Origin of the sequence: Paenibacillus sp. FSL W8-0439, assembly GCF_038008995.1 — a bacterium.
Classification (GTDB): domain Bacteria; phylum Bacillota; class Bacilli; order Paenibacillales; family Paenibacillaceae; genus Paenibacillus; species Paenibacillus polymyxa.
The window spans coordinates 3,748,993-3,772,227 of record NZ_JBBPAK010000001.1 but is presented as its reverse complement, the minus strand read 5'-3'; the positions used below and the strand labels follow the sequence as shown (position 1 = coordinate 3,772,227).

The 23,235-nt window shown below is 45.1% G+C and carries 20 protein-coding genes and 1 tRNA gene; 17 read left to right on the top strand and 4 right to left on the bottom strand.

Annotation, left to right across the window (positions count from 1 at the left end):
• Positions 1–107: 107 nt before the first annotated feature.
• A complete protein-coding gene (locus MKX36_RS16115; RefSeq protein WP_026065489.1) occupies positions 108–500 on the top strand; it encodes a DUF5665 domain-containing protein in 393 nt (130 codons plus the stop codon).
• Positions 501–520: 20 nt separating this feature from the next.
• Here MKX36_RS16115 and MKX36_RS16110 read toward each other — a convergent pair whose 3' ends face one another.
• Positions 521–1,255: a TraR/DksA C4-type zinc finger protein gene (locus MKX36_RS16110; RefSeq protein ID WP_290409430.1), complete on the bottom strand. Its 735-nt coding sequence runs from the start codon at positions 1,253–1,255 to the stop codon at positions 521–523.
• Between the two features lie 234 nt (positions 1,256–1,489).
• On the opposite strand from MKX36_RS16110, the gene lspA reads away from it, so the two are divergent.
• The 12 genes from lspA to MKX36_RS16050 all read left to right on the top strand — a co-directional run bounded on the left by lspA (position 1,490) and on the right by MKX36_RS16050 (position 14,248).
• Entirely contained in the window at positions 1,490–1,981 is a 492-nt protein-coding gene (lspA, locus tag MKX36_RS16105) for a signal peptidase II (RefSeq protein WP_123797392.1), read from the top strand.
• Between the two features lies 1 nt (position 1,982).
• On the top strand, positions 1,983–2,954 hold the full coding sequence (locus MKX36_RS16100) for an RluA family pseudouridine synthase (protein ID WP_123797391.1): 972 nt from the start codon (positions 1,983–1,985) through the stop codon (positions 2,952–2,954).
• A gap of 510 nt (positions 2,955–3,464) precedes the next feature.
• Entirely contained in the window at positions 3,465–4,025 is a 561-nt protein-coding gene (gene pyrR / locus MKX36_RS16095; RefSeq protein ID WP_016821529.1) for a bifunctional pyr operon transcriptional regulator/uracil phosphoribosyltransferase PyrR, read from the top strand.
• Positions 4,026–4,027: 2 nt separating this feature from the next.
• Positions 4,028–4,942, top strand: coding sequence for an aspartate carbamoyltransferase catalytic subunit (locus MKX36_RS16090; protein WP_025365338.1), 915 nt, complete (start codon positions 4,028–4,030; stop codon positions 4,940–4,942).
• Positions 4,943–5,002: 60 nt separating this feature from the next.
• Positions 5,003–6,325, top strand: coding sequence for a dihydroorotase (locus tag MKX36_RS16085; RefSeq protein WP_123797389.1), 1,323 nt, complete (start codon positions 5,003–5,005; stop codon positions 6,323–6,325).
• A 61-nt stretch (positions 6,326–6,386) separates the two neighbouring features.
• The gene (gene carA, locus MKX36_RS16080) at positions 6,387–7,523 is read left to right on the top strand and encodes a glutamine-hydrolyzing carbamoyl-phosphate synthase small subunit (RefSeq protein WP_016821526.1); all 1,137 of its coding nucleotides are present in this window, start codon (positions 6,387–6,389) and stop codon (positions 7,521–7,523) included.
• Between the two features lies 1 nt (position 7,524).
• Positions 7,525–10,740, top strand: a complete 3,216-nt coding sequence (carB, locus tag MKX36_RS16075) for a carbamoyl-phosphate synthase large subunit (protein WP_340865015.1) — start codon at positions 7,525–7,527, stop codon at positions 10,738–10,740.
• A 66-nt stretch (positions 10,741–10,806) separates the two neighbouring features.
• Positions 10,807–11,601, top strand: coding sequence for an orotidine-5'-phosphate decarboxylase (pyrF, locus tag MKX36_RS16070; RefSeq protein WP_016821524.1), 795 nt, complete (start codon positions 10,807–10,809; stop codon positions 11,599–11,601).
• Complete coding sequence (gene pyrE, locus MKX36_RS16065) at positions 11,598–12,239, top strand: orotate phosphoribosyltransferase (RefSeq protein ID WP_025365335.1); 642 nt, start codon at positions 11,598–11,600, stop codon at positions 12,237–12,239. The genes pyrF and pyrE overlap by 4 nt, the downstream gene beginning before the upstream one ends.
• A 150-nt stretch (positions 12,240–12,389) precedes the next feature.
• The gene (locus MKX36_RS16060) at positions 12,390–12,554 is read left to right on the top strand and encodes a hypothetical protein (RefSeq protein WP_010345444.1); all 165 of its coding nucleotides are present in this window, start codon (positions 12,390–12,392) and stop codon (positions 12,552–12,554) included.
• Between the two features lie 123 nt (positions 12,555–12,677).
• Positions 12,678–12,751: transfer RNA gene (locus tag MKX36_RS16055), tRNA-Ile, on the top strand.
• 393 nt (positions 12,752–13,144) lie between these two features.
• Entirely contained in the window at positions 13,145–14,248 is a 1,104-nt protein-coding gene (locus MKX36_RS16050; protein WP_290409480.1) for a fibronectin type III domain-containing protein, read from the top strand.
• Between the two features lie 191 nt (positions 14,249–14,439).
• On the opposite strand, the gene MKX36_RS16045 is transcribed toward MKX36_RS16050, so the two are convergent.
• Complete coding sequence (locus tag MKX36_RS16045; protein WP_290409481.1) at positions 14,440–14,682, bottom strand: hypothetical protein; 243 nt, start codon at positions 14,680–14,682, stop codon at positions 14,440–14,442.
• 286 nt (positions 14,683–14,968) lie between these two features.
• Entirely contained in the window at positions 14,969–16,465 is a 1,497-nt protein-coding gene (locus MKX36_RS16040; protein WP_340865013.1) for a GDSL-type esterase/lipase family protein, read from the bottom strand.
• A 165-nt stretch (positions 16,466–16,630) separates the two neighbouring features.
• On the opposite strand from MKX36_RS16040, the gene MKX36_RS16035 reads away from it, so the two are divergent.
• On the top strand, positions 16,631–18,892 hold the full coding sequence (locus MKX36_RS16035) for a helix-turn-helix transcriptional regulator (RefSeq protein ID WP_340865012.1): 2,262 nt from the start codon (positions 16,631–16,633) through the stop codon (positions 18,890–18,892).
• Here the strand turns inward: MKX36_RS16035 and MKX36_RS16030 are convergent.
• Complete coding sequence (locus tag MKX36_RS16030) at positions 18,889–19,788, bottom strand: carbohydrate ABC transporter permease (protein ID WP_290402996.1); 900 nt, start codon at positions 19,786–19,788, stop codon at positions 18,889–18,891. The genes MKX36_RS16035 and MKX36_RS16030 overlap by 4 nt on opposite strands.
• 269 nt (positions 19,789–20,057) lie before the next feature.
• Here MKX36_RS16030 and MKX36_RS16025 point away from each other — a divergent pair, with 269 nt between their 5' ends.
• From MKX36_RS16025 to MKX36_RS16015, 3 genes are read left to right on the top strand one after another with little or no spacing between them, the layout of a single operon-like run.
• Positions 20,058–21,023: an ABC transporter permease gene (locus tag MKX36_RS16025; RefSeq protein WP_016821517.1), complete on the top strand. Its 966-nt coding sequence runs from the start codon at positions 20,058–20,060 to the stop codon at positions 21,021–21,023.
• Positions 21,024–21,044: 21 nt separating this feature from the next.
• A complete protein-coding gene (locus MKX36_RS16020) occupies positions 21,045–21,668 on the top strand; it encodes a YesL family protein (RefSeq protein WP_340865011.1) in 624 nt (207 codons plus the stop codon).
• Positions 21,669–21,696: 28 nt separating this feature from the next.
• Positions 21,697–23,217 (top strand): extracellular solute-binding protein, encoded by a 1,521-nt coding sequence (locus MKX36_RS16015; RefSeq protein WP_019688014.1) that lies wholly within the window; start codon positions 21,697–21,699, stop codon positions 23,215–23,217.
• The last annotated feature ends 18 nt before the right edge of the window (positions 23,218–23,235 follow it).

The window sequence follows — 23,235 nt, the reverse complement described above, 5'->3', positions numbered from 1 at the left end:
GCAGCATATAAAAACGAGCCTAAGCATCGGAAACGGGTTTCCTCCGTTACGTGCTTCGGCTCGTTTGCTGCTTTCGGGGCAGCCATGGGAAAAGGGGGATTGTGCATATGACAGCACGGTCAAGGCGCAGACTGGGAAGGAGTCTCCGAGGGATGAACGGAGAAGGGGCCGCCATAGCCTCAGATAAGGGAATAGCAGGTGACCAGGCAGAGAAACTAAGTCGTGTGGAAAAGCTGGTGCAAGCTGTATCAGAGCAGATGGAACGAACACGTATTGCAGATTACGCTTTGCTGCTGAATAAGCCTTGGCGATTACTTTGGCTAAATCTAATATCAGGTGTTTCCCGTGGAATCGGCATTGCGCTAGGGTTTACTTTTTTTGCCGCTACCATAATTTATGTGCTGCAAGTGCTCGGAGCGTTGAATTTGCCGATTATCGGTGATTATATCGCTGATATTGTACGGATCGTACAGCGACAATTAGAGCTAACTACCTACTAGGTGTTTCACTTTAAAGCTTCTTACGATTCGTCCTCGTGCAAATCTGGCTCCAGCAGACCTTCACCCTCGCCATCTTCTATATAACGCTGATAAATAGAACTGCGGACAATGGATACATTTCTGCCATAAATGTCAGTAGCGACAAAGCTTTCATATGGCTCTACGAAGCCCATATTATCATCGCCAGCTTCAATTTCCATATCATCATAGCGGTGGATTTCACCACTTTCCGCCATGGCCGGGGTGTTAGAGGTTCCCCAATTTTCAACGATCTGCCAAGCATCTTCACCGTCAAAGCCGTTTTGTTCTTCACGCTCATCCAGGCTTGTTCTACCGAACGCGGGAGCGAGAAATTCTTCCTCCACCGGACGGTTGTTGGATACTTCTGTTTCAGGACTGTATTCTTTGCAATAAATGGTATAGGGAACAGCCAACAGGCGTTCATAGGGGATGGGTTTGCCGCTGGCGGCGCAAATGCCATAGGTTCCCTTATCCATAGCCATCAAGGCTGATTTGATACGTTCCAATTGAAACTCGTCATGCTCCAGTAAGGAAATATCTTTGGCTCGCTCATAGGTTTCGGTAGCTAGATCGCCTGGATGGTTATCGATGGGAGAAAGCTCACCGGTTTGGTCGCGTTGAGAATCGCCGAGTCCATAATGGTCGTTGTTTTGCAAACGATGCTCAATTTCCTTTTTGCGTTCCAGCAGTTCGTTACGCAAGCCCTGCAATTGTTGCTCCGTCAATGGGGACATGGAATCCTCTCCTTGTTCTAGATTTACATGCATGCAATGTGTCAGGTATGCTCCTTGTAGTGTGCACCGGGAAGACCTCTTTTACATAGGAAATTCTAATCAAATGTGATTGAGTTCATTCCATTTAAGGACTATGCTCGATAGCCTGCAGGACTCGTGGACGATCTGAGAAGGCTTATGCTACAATAAATGGGTTCGACAACGGATATAAGCGGATCGGAGTGACGAAGGACTGTGATTTATTTTGGTATTGCGCTAATTATTTTTTTGATTGATCAGGGTGTCAAATATTTGGTGGCTACGCGGATGGAATTGTACGAGCAAATACCAGTCATCGGCAATTTCTTTTTAATCACCTCTCATCGTAATCGCGGAGCCGCTTTTGGGATTTTGGAAGGGCAACGCTGGCTTTTTATCGTGATTACAATTGTAGTTGTGATCGGTATCGTATGGTACCTGAGAAAAACGGTCAGAGCTGGGCAAAAACTACTTCCTGTTGCGCTAAGTTTGGTGCTTGGGGGAGCGGTTGGTAATTTTTTGGATCGAGCTATTTCTGGAGAAGTAGTTGATTTTGCACAGTTCAATTTTGGAAGCTACACATTCCCGATTTTTAATGTGGCAGACTCGGCAATTGTCGTCGGTGTTGCACTGATTATTTTGGATACATTGCTGGAATCGCGTCGGGAAAAAGGGAATGGCAATGATAGCGTTGAAGGGAAGTCATAGCATGAACGAAGTGAATGAAAACGGCGAAGCCATAGGTCTGTCTTATGAGGACGAACTGGAGGGTGAATCTCTGGAATGGACAGCGGATTCAGGGGATGTCAAAACACGTATAGACAAATACATCGCCGAAGAAATGAAGGAAGTGTCTCGTTCCCAGATCCAGCTGTGGATCGGGAATGGCCGCGTACTGGTGAACGGTGCGGCGGTCAAAGCGAACTACAAGCTGGCTGAAGAAGATCATATCGTACTATCAGTACCTGAACCAGAAAGTGTAGATATTTTGCCGGAAAATATTCCGCTAGATGTCGTATACGAGGATTCGGACGTTATTGTCATTAACAAGCAACGTGGTCTAGTTGTGCATCCTGCACCAGGACACTCCTCGGGAACACTGGTCAACGCACTGATGTACCACTGCCATGACCTTTCCGGCATTAACGGGGAATTACGTCCCGGTATTGTTCACCGTATTGATAAGGATACATCAGGACTGCTGATGGCAGCTAAAAATGATCAGGCCCACGCATCACTTGCAGCACAGCTGAAGGATCATAGCGTGACTCGGAAATATATAGCATTGGTCCACGGTCATTTGAGTCACGATCAGGGAACCGTAGATGCTCCGATTGGTCGTGATTCAGGTGACCGTAAATTGTTCACGGTTACGGAACGCAACAGCAAGCATGCAGTTACCCATTTTCTCGTCATTGAACGGTTAGGTGATTATACCCTGCTTGAACTTCAATTGGAGACAGGACGGACACACCAAATTCGTGTTCACATGAAATTCATTGGACATCCATTGGTTGGCGACCCTATGTATGGACGCAGTAAAGGGGTTCGTATGGATGGCCAAGCGCTGCATGCAGCGGTTCTGGGATTTAAGCATCCAACTACTGGAGAGTACTTAGAATTTAGCAGACCGATCCCTCCTGATATGGAGGACGTATTAACGTCCTTGCGTAGTCGCTAAAATAATGATGATTTGCTCTGCTTTCCTATTCAAAAACTTGAATAAATTATTAAGTATAACCGCCTAAATGGCGGTTTTTTTTATTGTCTGAATAGGAATGGGTAAAAACAACTATGGATAATTATACAATTAGGATGTATAATTATTAAAGTGCTTCCGGTGGTTCCGGTTGAACGGGTGTTGACACGAGATTTTCAATCTGTCATACTTCTTGTAGTTGCGATGGACTTTGTCCGAGAGATGGTTAACCATCTCACACTATGAGAAACAGGACAAAGGAAATCCTGAATAGCACCTTTAAATCAGTCCCGTGAGGCTGGCAAGGTAACGTGAATGGATCACTGATCAGTGCATCCGCTGCGGCGGTATGTCTTCAGTGTGTCCGACAGATCGGAGAACAGTGGAAGACTGTTCATACGAGACTCCTTGCCAAACTTGGGCAAGGAGTCTTTTTTGTATCCGAACACGGGACCAGGTCTGAAGGGAACATCACCTGAGGAGGCTGGAAGCATGAGTATTGAAACACATGTACTGATGGATGAAATTGCGATTCGTCGGGCATTAACGCGGATTGCACATGAAATTTTGGAGAAAAACAAGGGTATTGACGATTGCGTACTCGTAGGTATTCGAACACGCGGAGTTCATCTGGCGCAGCGCTTGGCTGAAAAAATTGCTGAAATTGAAGGCGCACCAATTCCATGGGGAGAGCTAGATGTCACAGCCTACCGGGATGACCGGAGCAGCGTTGCCGAGGCTAAAGGAAATGGAAAAGAGCTTTTGATGAATCCCGCTGACGTATCGGTTCATGATAAGAAAGTCATTCTCTTTGACGATGTGCTGTACACAGGCCGTACTATTCGCGCGGCGATGGATGCATTGATGGACTGCGGACGACCGCAAATGATCCAGCTGGCTGTGCTAGCAGATCGCGGACACCGTGAGCTTCCGATTCGTCCGGATTACATCGGCAAGAACATCCCGACCTCCAAATCTGAGGAAATCGTAGTTGCACTTCAGGAGACGGACGGTAAGGACGAAGTGACGATCATTCAGAACCGGGGGGAATAGGTATGATCACAACAGCCAGTCAACTTAGAGAACGTAGCCTGCTCGGATTAAAAGAACTTAGCCGAAATGAAATTGAGTCGATTCTGGATCGTGCTCAGTATTGGGAATCACAGCCGCAAAAACTGATTCCAGTCCTACAGTCACGCTTCGCGGCCAACATGTTTTTTGAAAATAGTACACGCACACGCTTTTCTTTTGAAATGGCGGAGAAGCGGCTCGGCGCTCAGGTTTTGAACTTTTCCGCTGCGGCTTCCAGTGTGGAAAAAGGAGAGTCCATTTACGATACTGTGCGTACGCTTGAATCCATGGGCATTGATGCTGGAGTCATTCGCTTAAAGCCAGCAGGAGTGCTGCAAGAGCTTGCTGAGAAGGTCAGTGTTCCGCTGGTTAATGCGGGAGACGGCAACAATGAGCATCCAACGCAGGCTTTGCTGGACCTCTACACCATGCGCAAAACTTTCGGTGAGCTTAAAGGCTTGAGAGTATCCATCATAGGAGACATTTTGCACAGCCGTGTAGCTCGCTCGAATCTGTGGGCCTTGCAAAAATTCGGAGCCGAGGTTAGCTTCTGTGCACCAGACAATATGCAGGCATCTGATCTTGCAACGTACGCGCCTTATGTGCCGATGCAAGAAGCATTGCAGGGAGACGTAGTCATGATGCTGCGGGTCCAGCTGGAACGGCATGCCGAAGGAATGTTGCGCTCAGCGGATGAGTACCGAGAGCAGTACGGTTTGACAGAAGAAAGAGCAGCAAGCCTTAAGTCCGGAACAATTATCATGCACCCGGCTCCAGTGAATCGAAACGTGGAGATCGACAGTGCAGTTGTGGAAAGCGAGCAATCGCGAATTTTTCCGCAAATGGCCAACGGGGTTCCGATCCGCATGGCGGTTATGGAACGGGCAATGAAGCTGTAGAAGCTGTCAGCAGGATCGTAGGAAAAAGTTGCAAAAAACCTGAGCGGAGGAATATTTCAGATGAAACAATTAATTATGAATGCAAGCGTATTGAACGAGCAGGGCGAGGCTGAATTGAAATCCATCCTAATTGCCGACGGAAAAATTTTAGCTATCGCCAATGCGGATGCCGGAGTTAGCCTACTTGTGGAAGAAGGGGCATCTGGGGAAGAGCTCGAAGTCGAAAAAATCGACGCCCAGGGAAAACTGGTCATCCCCGGTCTAATCGACATGCATGTGCATCTGAGAGAACCTGGCTTTGAATATAAAGAAACCATTGAAACAGGTAGCCGCGCTGCGGTGAAAGGTGGATTTACCACGATTGCCTGCATGCCGAACACACGTCCGGTTACTGACAATGTAGACACGGTTCAGCTGGTGCTGAAAAAGGGGCAAGAGGCTGGGCTGGCCAAGGTACTTCCTTACGCAGCCATCACGAAAAACGAACTGGGACGAGAACTGACGGATTTTGAAGCGCTCAAAGCAGCAGGTGCAATCGGCTTTACTGATGACGGAGTCGGAGTGCAGAGTGCGCAAATGATGAAAGATGCCATGTCACGAGCCAAAGCGCTGGATATGCCAGTCATTGCACATTGTGAAGATAACACACTTGTTGTAGGAGCAGCGGTGACGGACGGTGAATTTGCCAAGCGTCACGGACTTAAAGGTATCCCCAATGAATCCGAGGCGATCCATGTTGGGCGTGACATCCTGCTATCCGAGGCAACCGGGGCACATTATCATGTATGCCATGTCAGCACAGAGCAATCGGTGCGGTTGATTCGCCATGCAAAATCTTTTGGCATCAAAGTCACTGCTGAGGTATGCCCGCATCACTTGGTACTGTCCGATGAGGACATTCCTGGGCTGGATGCCAACTGGAAAATGAATCCTCCACTACGTTCCCCGCGTGATGTACAGGCATGCATCGAGGGGCTGGAGGACGGAACGATTGATATCATCGTAACTGACCATGCAGCACACAGTGAGGAAGAGAAGGCAAAAGGGTTGGAGCTGGCGCCATTTGGAATCGTCGGATTTGAAACGGCCTTTCCACTGCTGTACACCAAATTCGTAGCTACCGGGAAATGGACGCTGGACTTTCTGGTGCGCCGTATGACGACTGACCCAGCGCGTGTCTTCCGCCTTGATACAGGACGTCTGGAAGAGGGAGCACCCGCTGACCTGACCATGATTGATCTGGAGCAGGAGCAGGCAGTTGATCCACAAACGTTTGCCAGCAAAGGACGCAACACTCCTTTTACAGGCTGGAAGCTCAAAGGCTGGCCGGTAAAAACTTGGGTAGACGGCAAACTGGTATGGTCTGCTGACGAAGCAAAATAATACACAACTACTTAAAAAATAGAACCTTATAGCAGGAAACAAAATAGAGGAGTGAGACGGGATGCAGGCAAGATTGTTACTTCAGGACGGCACGCTGTTTACAGGCACATCATTTGGTGCAGAAGGTGAAAAAACAGGCGAGGTCGTTTTCAACACAGGGATTACAGGCTATCAAGAGGTGCTGACGGATCCCTCTTATTGCGGACAAATCGTAACCATGACTTACCCGCTGATTGGTAATTATGGAATTACTCGTGATGATTTTGAATCGGTACGGCCTTATGTTCATGGCTTTGCTGTTCGACATTACGAGCCGGCGCCAAGTAACTGGCGTGCTCAATACAGCGTGGGCGATTTGCTGAAGGAATATGGCATCATTGGCATTAGCGACATCGACACCCGCATGCTCACCCGGATTATTCGCCATCACGGCACAATGAAGGGCATTTTGACGACTGGTTCCCAGCCGGTGGAAGAACTAAAAGAAATGATGTCCGATATGACCATAGAAGAACTGCGCAATCAGGTTCCTTTGACTTCTACACCTCATCCGTACAGCAGCCCTGGCAACGGAGAACGGATTGTATTGATTGACTATGGTGCCAAGAGCGGCATCCTGCGCGAACTGAATAAACGGGACTGCGATGTGGTTGTCGTTCCGCATGATACGACGGCCGAAGAAATTCGTCGCTTAGATCCAGACGGTATACAGCTGTCCAACGGTCCTGGAGATCCGAAAGACGTACCACATGCTGTCCGTACGGTGGCTGAACTGCTAGGAGAATACCCTATTTTCGGGATTTGCTTGGGACACCAGTTGTTTGCCTTAGCTTCGGGAGCAGATACGGAAAAGCTGAAATTTGGACATCGCGGTGGTAACCATCCGGTGAAAGAACTGGAGAGCGGCCGTTGCTTCATTACATCACAAAATCACGGGTACACAGTGAATGAGGATTCGATCCAAGGAACTGAGCTTGAAGTGACGCATATTAATAACAACGATAAAACGATCGAGGGTCTTAAACATACTAAATATCCTGCGTTTTCGGTGCAATATCACCCAGAGGCTGCACCTGGCCCTTACGACAATGGCTACCTGTTTGACCGCTTTCTGGATATGATTCGTGAACACAAAAGAAATCAACCAAAGCAACCGCGTCAGGCTGCTATCGCCGCCGCAGTGAGAGGAGAGCGCTAATATGCCGAAAAATACAGAACTTAAAAAAATACTCGTGATCGGTTCCGGTCCTATCGTTATTGGTCAGGCAGCAGAATTCGATTACGCTGGTACACAAGCTTGTCAAGCGCTCAAAGAAGAAGGCGTCGAGGTAGTACTGATTAACAGTAACCCGGCAACCATCATGACAGACACCAATATGGCAGACAAAGTATATATCGAGCCGATTACACTGGATTTTGTAACACAGATTATCCGTCAGGAGCGTCCAGATGGTCTACTTCCTACACTGGGAGGACAGACAGGTCTGAATATGGCAGTGGAACTGGCTCGCGCAGGGGTGTTGGAGCGCGAAAACGTTAAGCTGCTGGGAACTCAACTGAATTCAATTGAAAAAGCCGAAGACCGGGACTTGTTCCGCGACCTGATGCGTGAGTTGGAACAGCCCGTGCCGGAGAGTGTAATTGTAACGACATTGGAAGAATCGCTGGAATTTGCTAACGAAATCGGTTATCCCATTATCGTTCGCCCGGCTTATACGCTGGGAGGTACAGGCGGTGGGATCTGCGCCACAGAAGAAGAATTGCGTGAAACCGTAAGCTCTGGCTTGCGTTACAGTCCAATCGGACAATGCTTGGTTGAAAAAAGTATCGCAGGTATGAAGGAAGTTGAGTATGAAGTTATGCGCGACGGTAATGACAACTGTATCGTGGTCTGCAATATGGAAAACTTCGATCCGGTCGGCGTGCACACTGGTGACAGTATCGTCGTAGCGCCGAGCCAGACGCTCTCGGATCGTGAGTATCAGATGCTGCGCTCCGCTTCTCTCAAAATTATCCGCGCCCTCAATATCGAAGGCGGCTGTAATGTACAGTTTGCACTGGATCCGCACAGCTATCAATACTACGTGATTGAGGTCAACCCACGGGTGAGTCGTTCCTCGGCACTGGCTTCCAAGGCGACCGGATATCCGATTGCCAAAATGGCGGCCAAAATTGCACTAGGCTACACACTGGATGAAATTGTGAATCCGGTAACGGGACAAACGTATGCTTGCTTTGAGCCGACATTGGATTACATCGTGAGTAAAATACCACGCTGGCCATTTGACAAGTTCATTTCTGCCAACCGCAAACTTGGCACACAAATGAAAGCAACCGGTGAAGTCATGGCCATCGGACGTACATTTGAAGAGTCAATCCATAAAGCGGTTCGTTCTCTGGAAATTGGTGTACATCGCTTGCATCTAAAGGGTGCCGATCAACTATCTGATGAGGTGCTTAAGGATCGTCTGAGTAAAGCAGATGATGAACGCTTGTTCTTGGTAGCCGAGGCATTCCGTCGCGGCTGGAAGCAACAAGATATTCAGGATATAACTAAAATTGATTGGTGGTTCCTCGACAAGGTAGAGGGAATTGTCAAATTTGAATCCACTATCGCAGAAGAGTCTGAGTTGACTTATGAAACACTCTATCAGGCCAAACGAAAAGGATTTACTGACCGCTCCATTGCTGAGATTCGCAGTATGGGTCAACGCAAGAGTATGACAACCGAACCCGCGGTCCGTGAATTCCGTCTAAATCAAAACCTGCGCCCTGTCTACAAAATGGTAGATACGTGTGCGGCCGAGTTTGAAGCCACAACTCCGTACTACTACTCCTCTTATGAGGTGGAAAACGAAGTGATTCCATCCAACAAAGAGAAAGTCATCGTACTCGGCTCAGGACCGATTCGGATCGGGCAAGGGATTGAATTTGACTACTCCACTGTGCATGCGGTGTGGGCTATTCAAAAAGCAGGTTACGAAGCGGTAATTATTAATAACAATCCGGAGACCGTCTCTACAGACTTCAACACATCTGACCGTCTCTACTTTGAGCCACTTTTCTTCGAAGATGTAATGAATGTCATCGAGCAGGAAAAACCGATTGGTGTCATCGTCCAGTTCGGCGGTCAAACGGCGATTAACCTCGCAGCTCCACTTAGTGCGGCAGGCGTGAATATTTTGGGTACGAGTTTGGAAAGTATCGATGAAGCAGAAGACCGGAAAAAGTTCGAACAGCTGCTGTCTCGCCTTGCTATCGCCCAGCCTAAAGGCAATACGGTCACGTCGGTAGATGAAGCGGTAGGAACTGCCCAAGCATTGGGGTATCCGGTTCTGGTACGCCCATCCTACGTCCTGGGCGGACGCGCTATGGAAATTGTGTACTCAGATACGGAATTGCTGCGGTACATGGAAGAAGCGGTTAAAATCAATCCAGAACACCCTGTGCTCATCGACCGTTATATGCTGGGCAAAGAAGTTGAGGTTGACGCCATCTGTGACGGTGAAACGGTCTTGGTACCTGGGATTATGGAACATGTGGAACGGGCAGGGGTTCACTCGGGTGACTCGATCGCAGTGTATCCGCCACAACACTTGTCTGACGAGCTGAAGCAAAAAGTCGTGGACATTACGATCAGCATCGCCAAGGAATTGAAAACGATTGGTCTGGTAAACATTCAGTTCGTCATTCATCAGGATGAGGTGTATGTCATCGAGGTTAACCCTCGTTCCTCACGGACGGTTCCTTTCCTAAGCAAAGTAACGAATATTCCGATGGCTAACCTGGCGACACAGGCCATTTTGGGCGGGAAGCTCAAAGATGCAGGCTACACAGAAGGGATATGGCCTGAAAGTAATTATGTCTCGGTTAAGGTTCCTGTATTCTCCTTTGCCAAGCTGCGTCGTGTAGAGCCGACACTGGGGCCTGAAATGAAATCTACAGGTGAAGTTATGGGACGCGATATCCAGTATGCGAAAGCATTGTACAAAGGACTCGTAGGCGCAGGTATGAAAATTCCATCTACTGGGGCGATTATCATCACAGTGGCGGATAAGGATAAGGAAGAAGCGGTCGAGCTGATGCAGGGCTTTTATAGACTGGGCTACAAAATTATTGCTACAGGTGGAACGGCAGCAGCCTTGGAACAGGCCCACATTCCAGTGAACACTGTTAACAAGCTAAGTGAGGGCAATCCGAATATTCTGGATATGATCCGTACAGGTGAAGCCAACTTTGTCTTCAACACGCTCACCAAAGGCAAAACGCCAGAGCGTGATGGATTCCGCATCCGCCGTGAAGCAGTTGAAAACGGCATTGTCTGCATGACCTCGCTGGATACAGTGCGCGCTCTGTTAAAAATGCTGGAGACGATTAACTTCACATCCGAATCGATGCCAGTTCTGAGCAACTAACGCGTTATGAATAGATAAGCAAAATAAGTGGTAATGGGAAGGACATTCATCAGCATTTGCTGACGGATGTCCTTTATCACGGGCAAATATACCCGAATTGATGTGAAAAGGGGCGGTAGAACGGTGAACGAAGCATTTCAGCAGATGGCAGGACGGCTGATGGTTGCGCTAGATTACCCGGATGCACAACAAGCAGAGCAGTTAATTCGGCAGCTGGAGGGAATTCCTTGTTATATAAAAGTGGGTATGCAGCTGTTTTATAGCGCAGGGCCAGCTTTTGTAGAACAATTAAAATCAAGAGGATACTCCGTATTTCTGGATTTGAAAATGCATGATATCCCTAACACGGTACGGGGAGGGGCAGAGAGTATTACCCGTCTAGGGGTGGATATGTTTAACGTACACGCTGCTGGAGGCCGCAGTATGATGTCGGCCGCCAGATCCGGAGCCGAAGCAGCGATTTCCGCAGACAGCTCACTTACCATGCCGCTCATTATTGCAGTCACACAGCTGACCAGCACGGATCAGACGACCATGAATACAGAGTTGGGCATTCCGGGCACGGTGCAGGATGCTGTCGTTCGTTATGCACAATTGACACGTGAGGCTGGGCTGGACGGTGTGGTCGCATCCCCATTAGAAGTGCCTGCAATTCGTGCGGTATGCGGAGCGGACTTTAAAACCATAACCCCTGGCATACGCCCGGCAGGCAGTGCTACAGGTGATCAGTCGCGTGTGCTTACACCCGGACAAGCCATTGCCCAGGGCAGCAGCTATATCGTCGTTGGACGGCCGATCACGGCGGCACCAGACCCACGCGCCGCAGCGAAACATATTATTGAGGAGATGATACAAGTATGACTACATTAAACAATATCCCAGAGCAAATTGCATCCCATCTGTTACGCATTCAGGCAGTGGCATTGCGTCCACAGCAGCCTTTCACATGGACATCCGGTATTAAATCCCCTATCTACTGTGACAATCGCCTGACCATGTCTTACCCAGAGGTGCGTGAACTAATCGCAGATTCTTTTGCGGCTCTCATCCGTGAACAATACCCTGAAACCGAGGTCATTGCTGGTACAGCCACAGCAGGAATTCCTCATGCCGCCTGGGTGGCACAAAAGCTAAATCTGCCAATGGCTTATGTCAGAGACAAAGCTAAAGGACACGGGAAAGAGAATCAAATCGAAGGCCGCATCAGCGCCGGACAAAAGGTTGTGGTTATCGAAGACCTCATCTCTACCGGGGGAAGCTCCATTAAAGCAGCACAGGCCGTAGAGCAAGCAGGAGCTCAGCCGTTAGCTGTATTGGCTATTTTCAGCTACCAGCTGGACAAAGCCACTCAAGCTTTTGAAGAAGCAGGTGTGAAGCTGCAAACCTTGTCCAATTACACCGCCTTGATGGAGGTTGCCTTGCGTGAAGGAACCATTCAGCAGGAAGAGATGGAACTGCTGCGTTCCTGGCGTCAGGATCCGGCTTCTTTTGGCAAATAAGGCTGAGTATTAGAGAGACAACGGAGCTAATAAGTAGTGCGCCACAGACTCATTGCCATCCAGTGCAGATTGTTAGTAATCAAGCTGTGTAAATCGAATTCGATCCGGTTACACTAACTCCTACTATACATGTGAAAAGAGGGAGTTCGGATGTATTGGGTTTACTATGGCAGACTGTACACGACTAAATTTCAGGCAGGATGTTTGGCAAAAAGGCTGGAGCATGATGGCTGGATGTATGGCTACAATGATCCCCGCGCAGTGGAGGTGTACCGCTCGCGCAAAGGTCGTTATGGTGTCCGATTTATTCCATAGGTTTACAAAAATAATTTTTAAAAAGAAAATTTCTAAAAACTATTGACGAAACACAAGAAAATGTTGTATATTAATTAACGTTGCTGTTACGAATATGTAGCGTGAATATACATATTTTTTTGAGGGCCCTTAGCTCAGTTGGTTAGAGCGGTCGGCTCATAACCGATTGGTCGGGGGTTCGAGTCCCTCAGGGCCCATTTCCTCAAAAACCCTTGCTTAGCAAGGGTTTTTTTGTCGTCTTTTTTTCTGTGCTATAAGAGAATGGAGAGTAGTTGCTTAAACTTAATTGCTTACCTTTTGGTCATGGTGCTTTCTTTATCGGATTCTGTCATTTTAAATAGATAAGTACTCTAAAAATTTACACCTTTCTTTAATGGGACCTAGACCTTATGTAACCTCGTTCTAGCTTATGTAGGTTATTAAAACTGTTTCCTATTTTACTGAGTCTTATCGTTATTAGTATCCAATAAAAAATATTTATTCTAATATATAGATAATATTTATAAGTCAGTAAGTTTATGTTTAGATAATTTTTGAAGAACATGTTACCTTAGTGTCTGTACAAGAGATAGATTACTGGGGGAATATTTATGAAAAAGAATCTCATTAAGAAAACTTTTATATTGTTCGGCGCATCATTGTTTTTACTAATCGTATTTTCAAATTTAAGAACGTATGCAGCAGCATCAGTTGGTCAGGCATTACCTACTCCAGAGAGTGGGTGGCAACGATATGAAGAACTTGCACCTGGTTTCATCTTTGAAGGAAATGGATGGCAAACGCCAACTGCGGGAAGCTATTCTGGAGGAAGTGAAAAGTTTACACTTAATTCATCTCTACATACTGTTAAATTTCAATTTTGGGGTACGGATCTAAGATTAATTAGTTATAGAGGCGGAGATAGACAAACATCTATTCAAGTAAATATTGATGGTGTGAATTATAGTTACTCAGCAAATGGTCAAGCACAAGTGACTACCCTTTTATTTGAAAAAAGGAACTTAGAAAATAAATTACATTCCGTAGAAGTAAGTGCAAGCAACTCAAACGTTTATAATCTGTTCGAATTTGATGCTTTAGATATCAACGAGACTGGATATTTAGTAAATCCTAAAATCAGTGCTCCTTCAAATCTATCTGCAAAGGCAGGAGACGCCAAGGTAGATTTAAGCTGGACAGCAAGCCCCGATAAAACAGAATATACTATAAAACGAAGCACTACTTCTGCAGGACCGTATGATACAATTGCTTCCAACGTCAAAACTCCATCGTATTCTGATACATCTGTGGTCAATGGAACAACATACTATTACGTAGTTACAGCAGTAAGTAATAATGGCGAAAGTGAATTTTCTAAAGAGGTTTCAGCTACTCCACAAGGAGAAAAGCAAACAGATTCCGATACCGAAAATCCATCTCAACCTAATCCTGAACCATCTGAGCCAGCTCAACCGACAGGTGATCGAGCAATTCTTGTAGTAACTATGACCAATGGCTTTGAGAAGGAATTTGATTTAAGTATGAAAGAAGTTAACAACTTTATAGCGTGGTATGATGCAAAAGATGCCGGCCGTGGTCAATCATATTATAAAATCGATAAACACAATAACAACAAAGGTCCATTCAGCAGTCGAAAGGATTATGTAATCTTTGATAAGATTCTCACATTTGAAGTAAGTGAATACTCTAAATAAATTGAAATCCCCTGCAATAATGGCAGGGGATTTTTCAGAAAATGCAATGATATTCTTGCTAATCATTGACCAAGTGTGCCAAGGCCTTTGTCAGCTAAATAGTTAGTTTACCTTAACGGTATATACCATTCTCAATTTACCGTTACCGGCGTAAATTTCAACTCTTGCATTCGTTGCAGTAGTGGTGGTTACTACGCCGGAAGAGGAGACGGTGACATTTCCGCTCGCCACTTATAAGTATCTCCAGGGTAATTTGACAACGCATAAGAATAATTACGTGGCAACGTAGCCGTTCTATAGTATACTCCGTTTACTTGTACAACAGGTGTAATTTCTGGAGAAGGGCCTACTGCTGCGGACGCGCTAGGGATAATAATACCCCCAATGAGTCCCAAAGACATAGCTGTTGATAATAATATTTTCTTAGTATTCATAAAAAAATCCTCCTTATGTATGATATGAACTCCTAAAATATACCGTGTAAAATGGTTGCTTTCACTTCATTCGATAAATATTGTAAAAATAATACAATGAAACGATTCTATAGTCTTATAAGATACAAAATAATTAAAATATGACAATTAAAGAAACTCATTTAATATACTGTATTTTTGAGCTATTCTCTATAGCTGGGCCATCTTTGCATAACAAATTAAAAACGGACGTCGGAGTGATTCGTCCGAGATCCGTTTTTCGTATGTGCATGTATGGCACTTGATATCAGTTGACAAGTTGATGTGCAAGCTTCTTGCTACTATCTAGATTTCTTTCGACCATGCGTTGTTTTAATGCAGACAGCTCCGTATTTTGACGAATCGCTTCTGCTACCAGCTGGGCAATTTGCCTTGCTCCTTCGTCAGAAAAATGGGTATTATCTGCTACACCAGCTGGGTAATTAGGGTGTACTTTTTCGGGCAAATGCATAAATAGAAGTTCGGACTCTTTTTCACCCATGGAACGATAAAGCTGCTGTGATGCTTCGAAAATATCGAGCAGCGGTGTCTGGGTTTCCTTGGCTACTTGCCTCATGGCAGCGGGATAAGCCCCTACAGCCAGCGGGTCAGGTTCACCGTTTGCAGTAAAGCGACGGCGGCTTACAGAGGTTAACAGCACTGGAATGCCGCCACGTTCCCGAGCGGACTGAATGTATTGAATTAAGTTTAGACGGTACTCTCCATCAGGATCGGTGTAGCGTGCAGGGTCTTCTTTTTTCTCATCATTGTGTCCAAATTGAATAAACAGATAATCGCCAGCTTGAATATCTTTTTCAATATCAGTTAATCGCCCTTCTGCTATAAAAGATTTGGTGCTTCGTCCATTGACGGCACGATTGTCCACATGAACAGTAGAGTCCAAATGAGCTTGCAAATGTTCGCCCCAGCCTGTCATCGGTTTTTCGGTTGCTCCTTTTTGAGCTGCAGTAGAGTCCCCTGCGATAAACAGTCGAGTTGTCATCTGTTGTCTTGCCTGCGCATATCCATGTTTTTGTAGCCATTTTTCCGCCAGGTCAAGCCATTGTCTGCATTCAAGGTTGTCCTCGGATAGTCCCAAGCCGTGTCGTCCTTCCTCAAATACATGCAGTTCAAACGGAATACGCTCTCTGGATAATGAGAAAGCGAACAACAGGCTATTTTCTACCGGTACAGCGCCATCATTGGCTGTTGTCCACATAAAAGTCGGAGGTGTCTGTGCAGTCACTTGCCGATCGGATGAAAAGGCTTGAAGCTGCTCCAGGGTCGGCTGTTCCCCTAAAAAGTGCGTACGGCTTCCAAGATGCGTATAAGGATCATGAAATGAAATGACAGGGTATCCCAACATTAGAAGATTTGGTTTTTCCGCTCCGATCGTGGAGACAATGGAGGCCAGGTGACCGCCTGCTGAAAAACCGATGAGACCCACTTGATCAGGGATCACTAGCCAGTCATGCGGTGTTTGGCGAATCCATTGCAGGGCATGTTCTACATCCTCCAGCAAGGAGGTAATCTCGAAATCCCCGACCTGATACTCCAGCACACCCGCATGAATACCTAGATCATTTAACCACCGGGCGATCGGCTCTCCTTCATGTGAGGCCAAATGCTCGTAGCCACCGCCAGGTAACACCAATACAAAAGGACGAGCTTCTCGGACCGCTATGGGATAGAGGGAGAGAAAGGAAGTGTCTAACGGAAATTCTTCTTTTACAATCTGTTCTTTAGAACTAACGACATGTAACATAAGAGACCTCCAAATTTCTTTTTAACTGCCGCAAACCCAATAAAATCAACTTAAATTGGAATGATACGGATGTAAAAAATAATGCACACGTGAAAAAAATGATTTAAACCTTGTTATGAAAGCGCTATAATTTGGTGTGATACCAAGAACCAAAGGGGGAGCGCAATGAAAAAAGGAAGAATGTTCTACACTATTTTTATTACGATTCTGGTTTTGGGAATAGGATTGGTGGCCAGCTTTGGCAGCTATATCTATTTTACAACAATTAGCTCCGTTGTGGAGAGAGTTTCCAATACCAAGCAAAGCTACATGGCGCAGATCAGAAATAGCCTGGAACAGAAAATCCAAACGATTGAATACGCTTTTAATACGTATAGCACGACCAGTTCCTTTAATGAAGTTGTCAAAAATCCCATTACAGAAAAAGATTTTGTAGCGTATCGGAATGTGAATACCCAGCTCAACTATATTGCTACGATGGGATTAGAAGGAACGGAATATTCACTGATCAGTCTAAATCAGAATTGGAGAATTTCCAATGGAAGCTTGTCTTATTTAACGAAATCGGAACGAGAAAAGCTGATTAGTACCTATATCGACCACCAGGATAAGGGACTATTCTGGATTAAAACAGATAAAGGAATCCGTTTTGTGAATACCTTGCCTGTGTTTTCCAAAAAGAAGCAGGCCATTGCACTGTCTGATATTTCATCGCAGACGTTAAGTCATACCATTCAAACAGAGGATCATATGCCTGTGTTTATTTTGAATAACAAAGGCGACTTAATGTACGAAACTGAGCCTGCTACTCCCTTATTGTCTACTCAGCAGCTTCAGCACATTTCAGAGGTTACTGCTAAGTCAAACAACACGGGCATGCTGACATTGGAGAAGACGGAGCATCAACCAGCACGGCAAATCATTTATGCTAAATCTGCCTACAACAATTGGACTTACTTAACGGTATTAGATAAAAAAGAGATTGCAAACGCGTTTCAAACGACCAAATTTGGGATTATCATGATGGGCCTTGTATTAACGCTTTTAATGGTGGTGGTGGCATACATCATTGCCATTTACTTTACCAAGCCATTCCAGCAAATAAAACGCAGCTTACCGAAAAATCCTAACTTCGCTTTCAAAAATGAACCTTCTAAAAATGAAATTGAGTGGATTATTAATTCCATCGACAACATTGTAACAGAGAAGGAAAGCTTGGAAAGTCTCATTCAGTCCGAAATGCCACAGTTGGAAACGCAATTGATTCTCAACCTGTTTCGCAAACGTGTTTCCGCAGAGGAATTGGCACGAAAAATGCCACGCTTGGGCTACCCGCAGATCGAGAATCAAATGTATATTACCTTGCTGGTTCAACTGGATAATCTGGGAGATCGAGAACCTTCGGATAAAGATGTTTTACTGCTGGCTATTAACAAAATCGTAGAAGAAACGATTCCTGAGCAGCAGCGTATGCTTCCCATCATTTTGAACGATAACACCCAGGCTACCATATTAATTTTGGCAGGTAAGAGTGCACAGGAAATGAGAAAGCAAGTGCTGGATCATGCGACCCTTTTGATTCAGAATGTAAAAGAGTATTTGAATGTATCCATCAGCATCGGTATTAGCACAGCGTATGATAACTTATTAGAAAGTAAAGAAGCTTGTGAGATGAGCAAGCAAGCATTGCATCACCGTTTAAACCTAGGTAAAGAGTCGATTATTTTTTATGAGGATATTTCCATGGTCATTTCAGGTCCGGTGCTGCTGCATTATCCTGCGGAATTGGAATCCAAACTGTTTGATGCCATCCGCATAGGAGATGAAGAGCAGGTATATCATACCGTGCACTCTTTGTTGGCGGAAATGATGACAAAGAACAACCATTCCATGAACTTTGAAGTGCTGCTGGTACGCTTTGTCAATAACCTCATCCAATTAGAGCAGCTATTAGGGATTGAAGTACTGCTAACGCAAGACAATCATGCCTTGTATCACCGTTTGCTGGATATCCGTAACCCGGAGGAGATAGAACGCATGCTGCTGGAACAGGTTATTTTCCCCATGGTAAAAAGCATGAAGGAGAAGACCAACCAGCAATTCCGCTGTCTCTCTGAGAAAATTGCCGCGATTATCCGTGCTGAATATGACCAGGAATTATCATTAGAACTCATTGGAGATCGACTGCATTACAATCCAAATTATTTAAGCAGTATTTTCAAAAAAGAATACGGAACGACGTTTAGTGAATATCTGATGGGCTATCGCCTGCAAATGAGCAAGAAATGGCTCGTTGAGACAGATATGACGATTAAAGAAATCGCCGAGCGGCTTCAATATCATAATTCGCAAAACTTTATCCGCTCTTTTCGAAAAAAAGAACAGGTTACACCAGGGGCTTATCGAAAGATGAAGCAAGCCAATTAACCTTTAACCGCCCCCAGCAAGGCTCCTTTGACAAAGTGCTTTTGCACAAATGGATACACGATTAACATCGGAACGGTCGCTATAACAATGACCGCCATCTTAATCGTCTGCGCAGGCGGGATGACATCTACCGCAGTTCCTTCTGCCTGCATACCGCTGGAGACGATAACAATTTGGCGAAGTAAGACTTGAATTGGCCATTTGGCAGAGTCATTGATATAGAGAATGGCGTGCATATACGTATTCCAGTAGGCAACAGCGTAGAATAAAGAAATGGTTGCAATAGAAGGCAGGGCTAATGGCAACATAATTTTAAAGAAGATACCAAAATCGTTGCACCCGTCCATCTTGGCCGATTCCTCCAAATCATCCGGCAATGCCTGAAAAAAGTTACGCATGATAATCAGGTTAAATGCATTAATAGCTACGGGCAGAATCAAGGACCAATACGAATTGATCAGTCCCATGCTTTTGACAACGAGGAATGTCGGAATCATCCCCCCGCTAAACAACATAGAAAACACGACAATGAAGTTAATCGTATTGCGGCCAAGCAGATATTTTCGGGATAATCCATAAGCCATAAAAGCGGTAAAAATCATACTTACAACTGTACCCACGATCGTTACTCCGACCGAAACCCCAAGTCCTCTAAAAATCGTTGGAGTGGATAGGATATAGCGATAAGCATCCAGTGAAAAAGTTACAGGGAATAAAATGAACTTCTTGGCCACTACTTCCTCAGTTGAAGCAAATGAGCTGGCGATGATATTCAAAAAAGGTAAGAGACAAGTGAGGGCAATGAGAATCAAAAGTGTACTGTTTACAATGTTGAAAATACGACTGCCCAGTGATTCTTTTTTTCGTGATTTTGGTCTGATTAATGGTTGTTCCAATGTGGGTGACCTCCTTGTAATCGTTTACATGTAAACCTTATCAAGAGGAAAGAATTCCGTATATAATCAAATCTTGAGGTGTTCTCTAAGCGTGGAAAAAAGAGGATGATCATTAAGTTGTGTAGTAATCATTAGCTAAGGTGAAAAGGCTGTAAAGTAGGCTGTTCGCCTACTTTTGTAAACGCTATCATTTGATGATTATATGCGGAATGACGAAAATAACGTACTCTTGAAAGCGTATACAGGAACGTTTGAAGGAGGTCGAACTAATGAAAGTTTCAAGTGTCCCCGCACCAAACATGAAGATGAAAATGAAAAAGAACAAAAGAACGACGGAAAGCCTTTTACGAATGCAGAAACACAAGCTGCTCTATCTGATGGTTTTACCCGGGTTGGTGTACTTCATTATTTTCAAGTACTTCCCTATGGGAGGATTGGTAATTGCATTTCAGGATTATCAAGCCTTTCAGGGAATTACAGGCAGTCCATGGGTAGGAATGAAGCATTTTATTCGTTTGTTTACAGAGCCTACGTTTTTTATGTTGCTTCGCAATACGCTGGTTTTATTTGCACTGAATATTGTAATCTTTTTTCCATTGCCCATTATATTGGCGCTCATGCTGAACGAGGTTAGGAAGATGTTTTTCAAAAATATAATTCAAACCATCATCTACATTCCGCACTTTATGTCATGGGTTATCATCGTTTCGATTTCTTATGTATTCCTGACGGTGGACGGCGGTGTGCTGAATGAACTGATTGCCGCGCTGGGTGGTGAGAAGATCAGCTTCTTAACATCACCGCAGTGGCTGCGAACGGTCTATATCGGGCAAGTGATTTGGAAGGAACTTGGCTGGTCTACCATCATTTATTTATCTGCAATTACAGTGGTGGATACACAATTGTATGAGGCAGCAGAAATGGACGGTGCTGGACGTTTGAGAAAGACATGGCACGTGACGTTGCCAGCGATCCGCCCGGTTATTATTACTTTGTTAATTTTGAAAATCGGTAGCACGCTGGATTTGGGCTTTGAACATATGTATCTGCTATTGAACTCATTAAACCGCGAGGTTGCCGAAATCTTTGACACCTATATTTATACTGCGGGCTTAAAGAATGGACAATTAAGTTTCAGTACGACGGTAGGACTTTTCAAAGGTGTAGTAGGTTTAATTCTGATTATGTTCTCCAATCGACTCGCTAAGAAATTTGGTGAGGACGGCGTTTACTAATGACGACGGGAAGGATGCAAAATGGTACGGTTTGTAGAAAACATGAACAAATGGTGCATGCGCCTGCTACGCCTGGTCTATCTTAACTTGCTGTGGACGTTTGCGACAATCCTGGGCTTGGGTTTTATAGGTGTAGGGCCTGCAACCGTTGCTATGCTTAGTATTTTAAGGCAGTGGATTCGGGGCAATGAGGAAGTCGCCATTTTCTCGACGTTTGTACGTTACTTTAAAGAAAGCTTTAAGGAAGCAGCCATCATTGGCGGGCTATACAGCCTTGTGGGTTACGTGCTCTACGTGGATATCGTCAACGTCTCATCCTGGTATGTTCGTGTGGTGACACTGATGGGTGCCTTTTTGTATCTGATCTCTTTGGCATACATTTTTCCGTTACTGGCTCACTATGATTGGAAAGGCATCAAGCTGAAGATCAAGATGTCGATCGTCATTGGATTTTCGTATTTACAATATACGCTTGTTCTTTTTGTAGCTATTGTCGTGCTTTATGCATTGATTCTAGGCTTGTACCCAGGAATTCTAACTTTTGCCGGAGCGAGCATCATCGGTTATCTCGTGATGTGGATGACGCATCAGGTATTCAGCAAAATAGAGCGAGATGTTCTGGTGAAAGAGGAAGATATGGCATGAATATACAAACGAAAAAGGAGCAAACACGATGAAAAAAAGAACCGCGATGAAAAAGGGAGTATCGGGTCTTCTTGCCGGACTTATGGTCATGAGTGTTTTTCTAACTGCTTGTGGTGACAAGGGGACTGAGGATCAAGCCAGCCAAACCTATGATCCCAAATCCAAACTGGAATTTACCTGGCTAAACGTATTGCATACAGCCTCTCCGCCTACAGAAACGATTAAAAGCAAAATCGAAGAATACACCAATTCCAAAATTACGTTCAACTGGGTGCCGGATGCTTCCAAGGAAGAGAGAATTACCACCGCACTGGCTTCTGGTGAATTGGCAGACATGGTGACTTTGACGATGATGACAAATTCATCAGTGCGTAGTTCATTGAAATCAGGACTATTCTGGGATGTAGGCAAATACTTGGATGATTATGAAAATTTGAAGAAGATCCCGCCTGAAGTGCGCGAAGCTGCTTCTATTGAAGGGGTACTGTATGGTGTTCCGTTCCAGAAAAATCTGGCTCGGGCGGGTCTGGTCATTCGTCAGGATTGGCTCGATCGCTTAGGACTGAAAGTGCCGACCACACTGGATGAGTTGTATGAAGTTGCAAGAGCGTTTACAGAAGATGATCCAGATGGCAATGGAAAAAATGATACGACTGGGTTTGTTGACAGATCGGATCTGCGTTACAGCAGCTTCAAAACATTAAGCTCCTACTTTGGGACACCTAATGGCTGGAAAGTAGATGAAAACGGCAAGTTTACGCCGGAATTTGATACTCCTCAATATTTGGAGACCTTAAAGTATTCCAATAAATTATACAAAAACGGATACCTCTCCAAAGACTTTGCCGTAACCGCTAAAACGGACCAGCAACAACAATTTGCACAAGGTAAAGCAGGGATTTATACAGGCATGATTGATATCTCTAACCTTAGAACCTTGTCTCAAGGCTTACAAAAAGGGCTGAAGCTGGTACCTGTTAACAAGATTTCGAATGGAGATGGCCAATATCACGTATGGTCTGAAGGAAGCGGGGTAGGAGGCTTGCTGGCATTTCCGAAATCTGAAGTAAAGACAGAAGCTGAGTTGAAGAGACTGCTGCAATTTGTAGATGATTTAATTGACAAAGATGTATATATGTACATGACCGGTGGTATTGAAGGTACTCATTATAAAATCGAAAAGGATGGTTCCTTTAAAATTACGAATACAGATTTGTGGCAAGCAGACGTTCAGCCATTTTCAAGCTCCAGACCAAGTGAAGTGACCTATAACTTAAAGGATGCCAATCCGGAAAAGGAAATGGCTAATGAATTAGTGCGAGAAAATAATAAATTTGCTGTTCTGGACCCGACAGTGCCACTGGATTCAGCCACCGCTAATGAACAAGGAACAGAGCTGGAGAAAATCATTACCGACGCCTCCTTCAAATTTATTATGGGTGAAATTGATGAAGCCGGATTTAAAGCAGCTGTAGAAAACTGGAAAAAGTCAGGCGGAGCACGAATTACCACTGAGTATGAAGAAGCGTATAAGAAAACGAAAAAATAAAGATATAGGCTGAACATT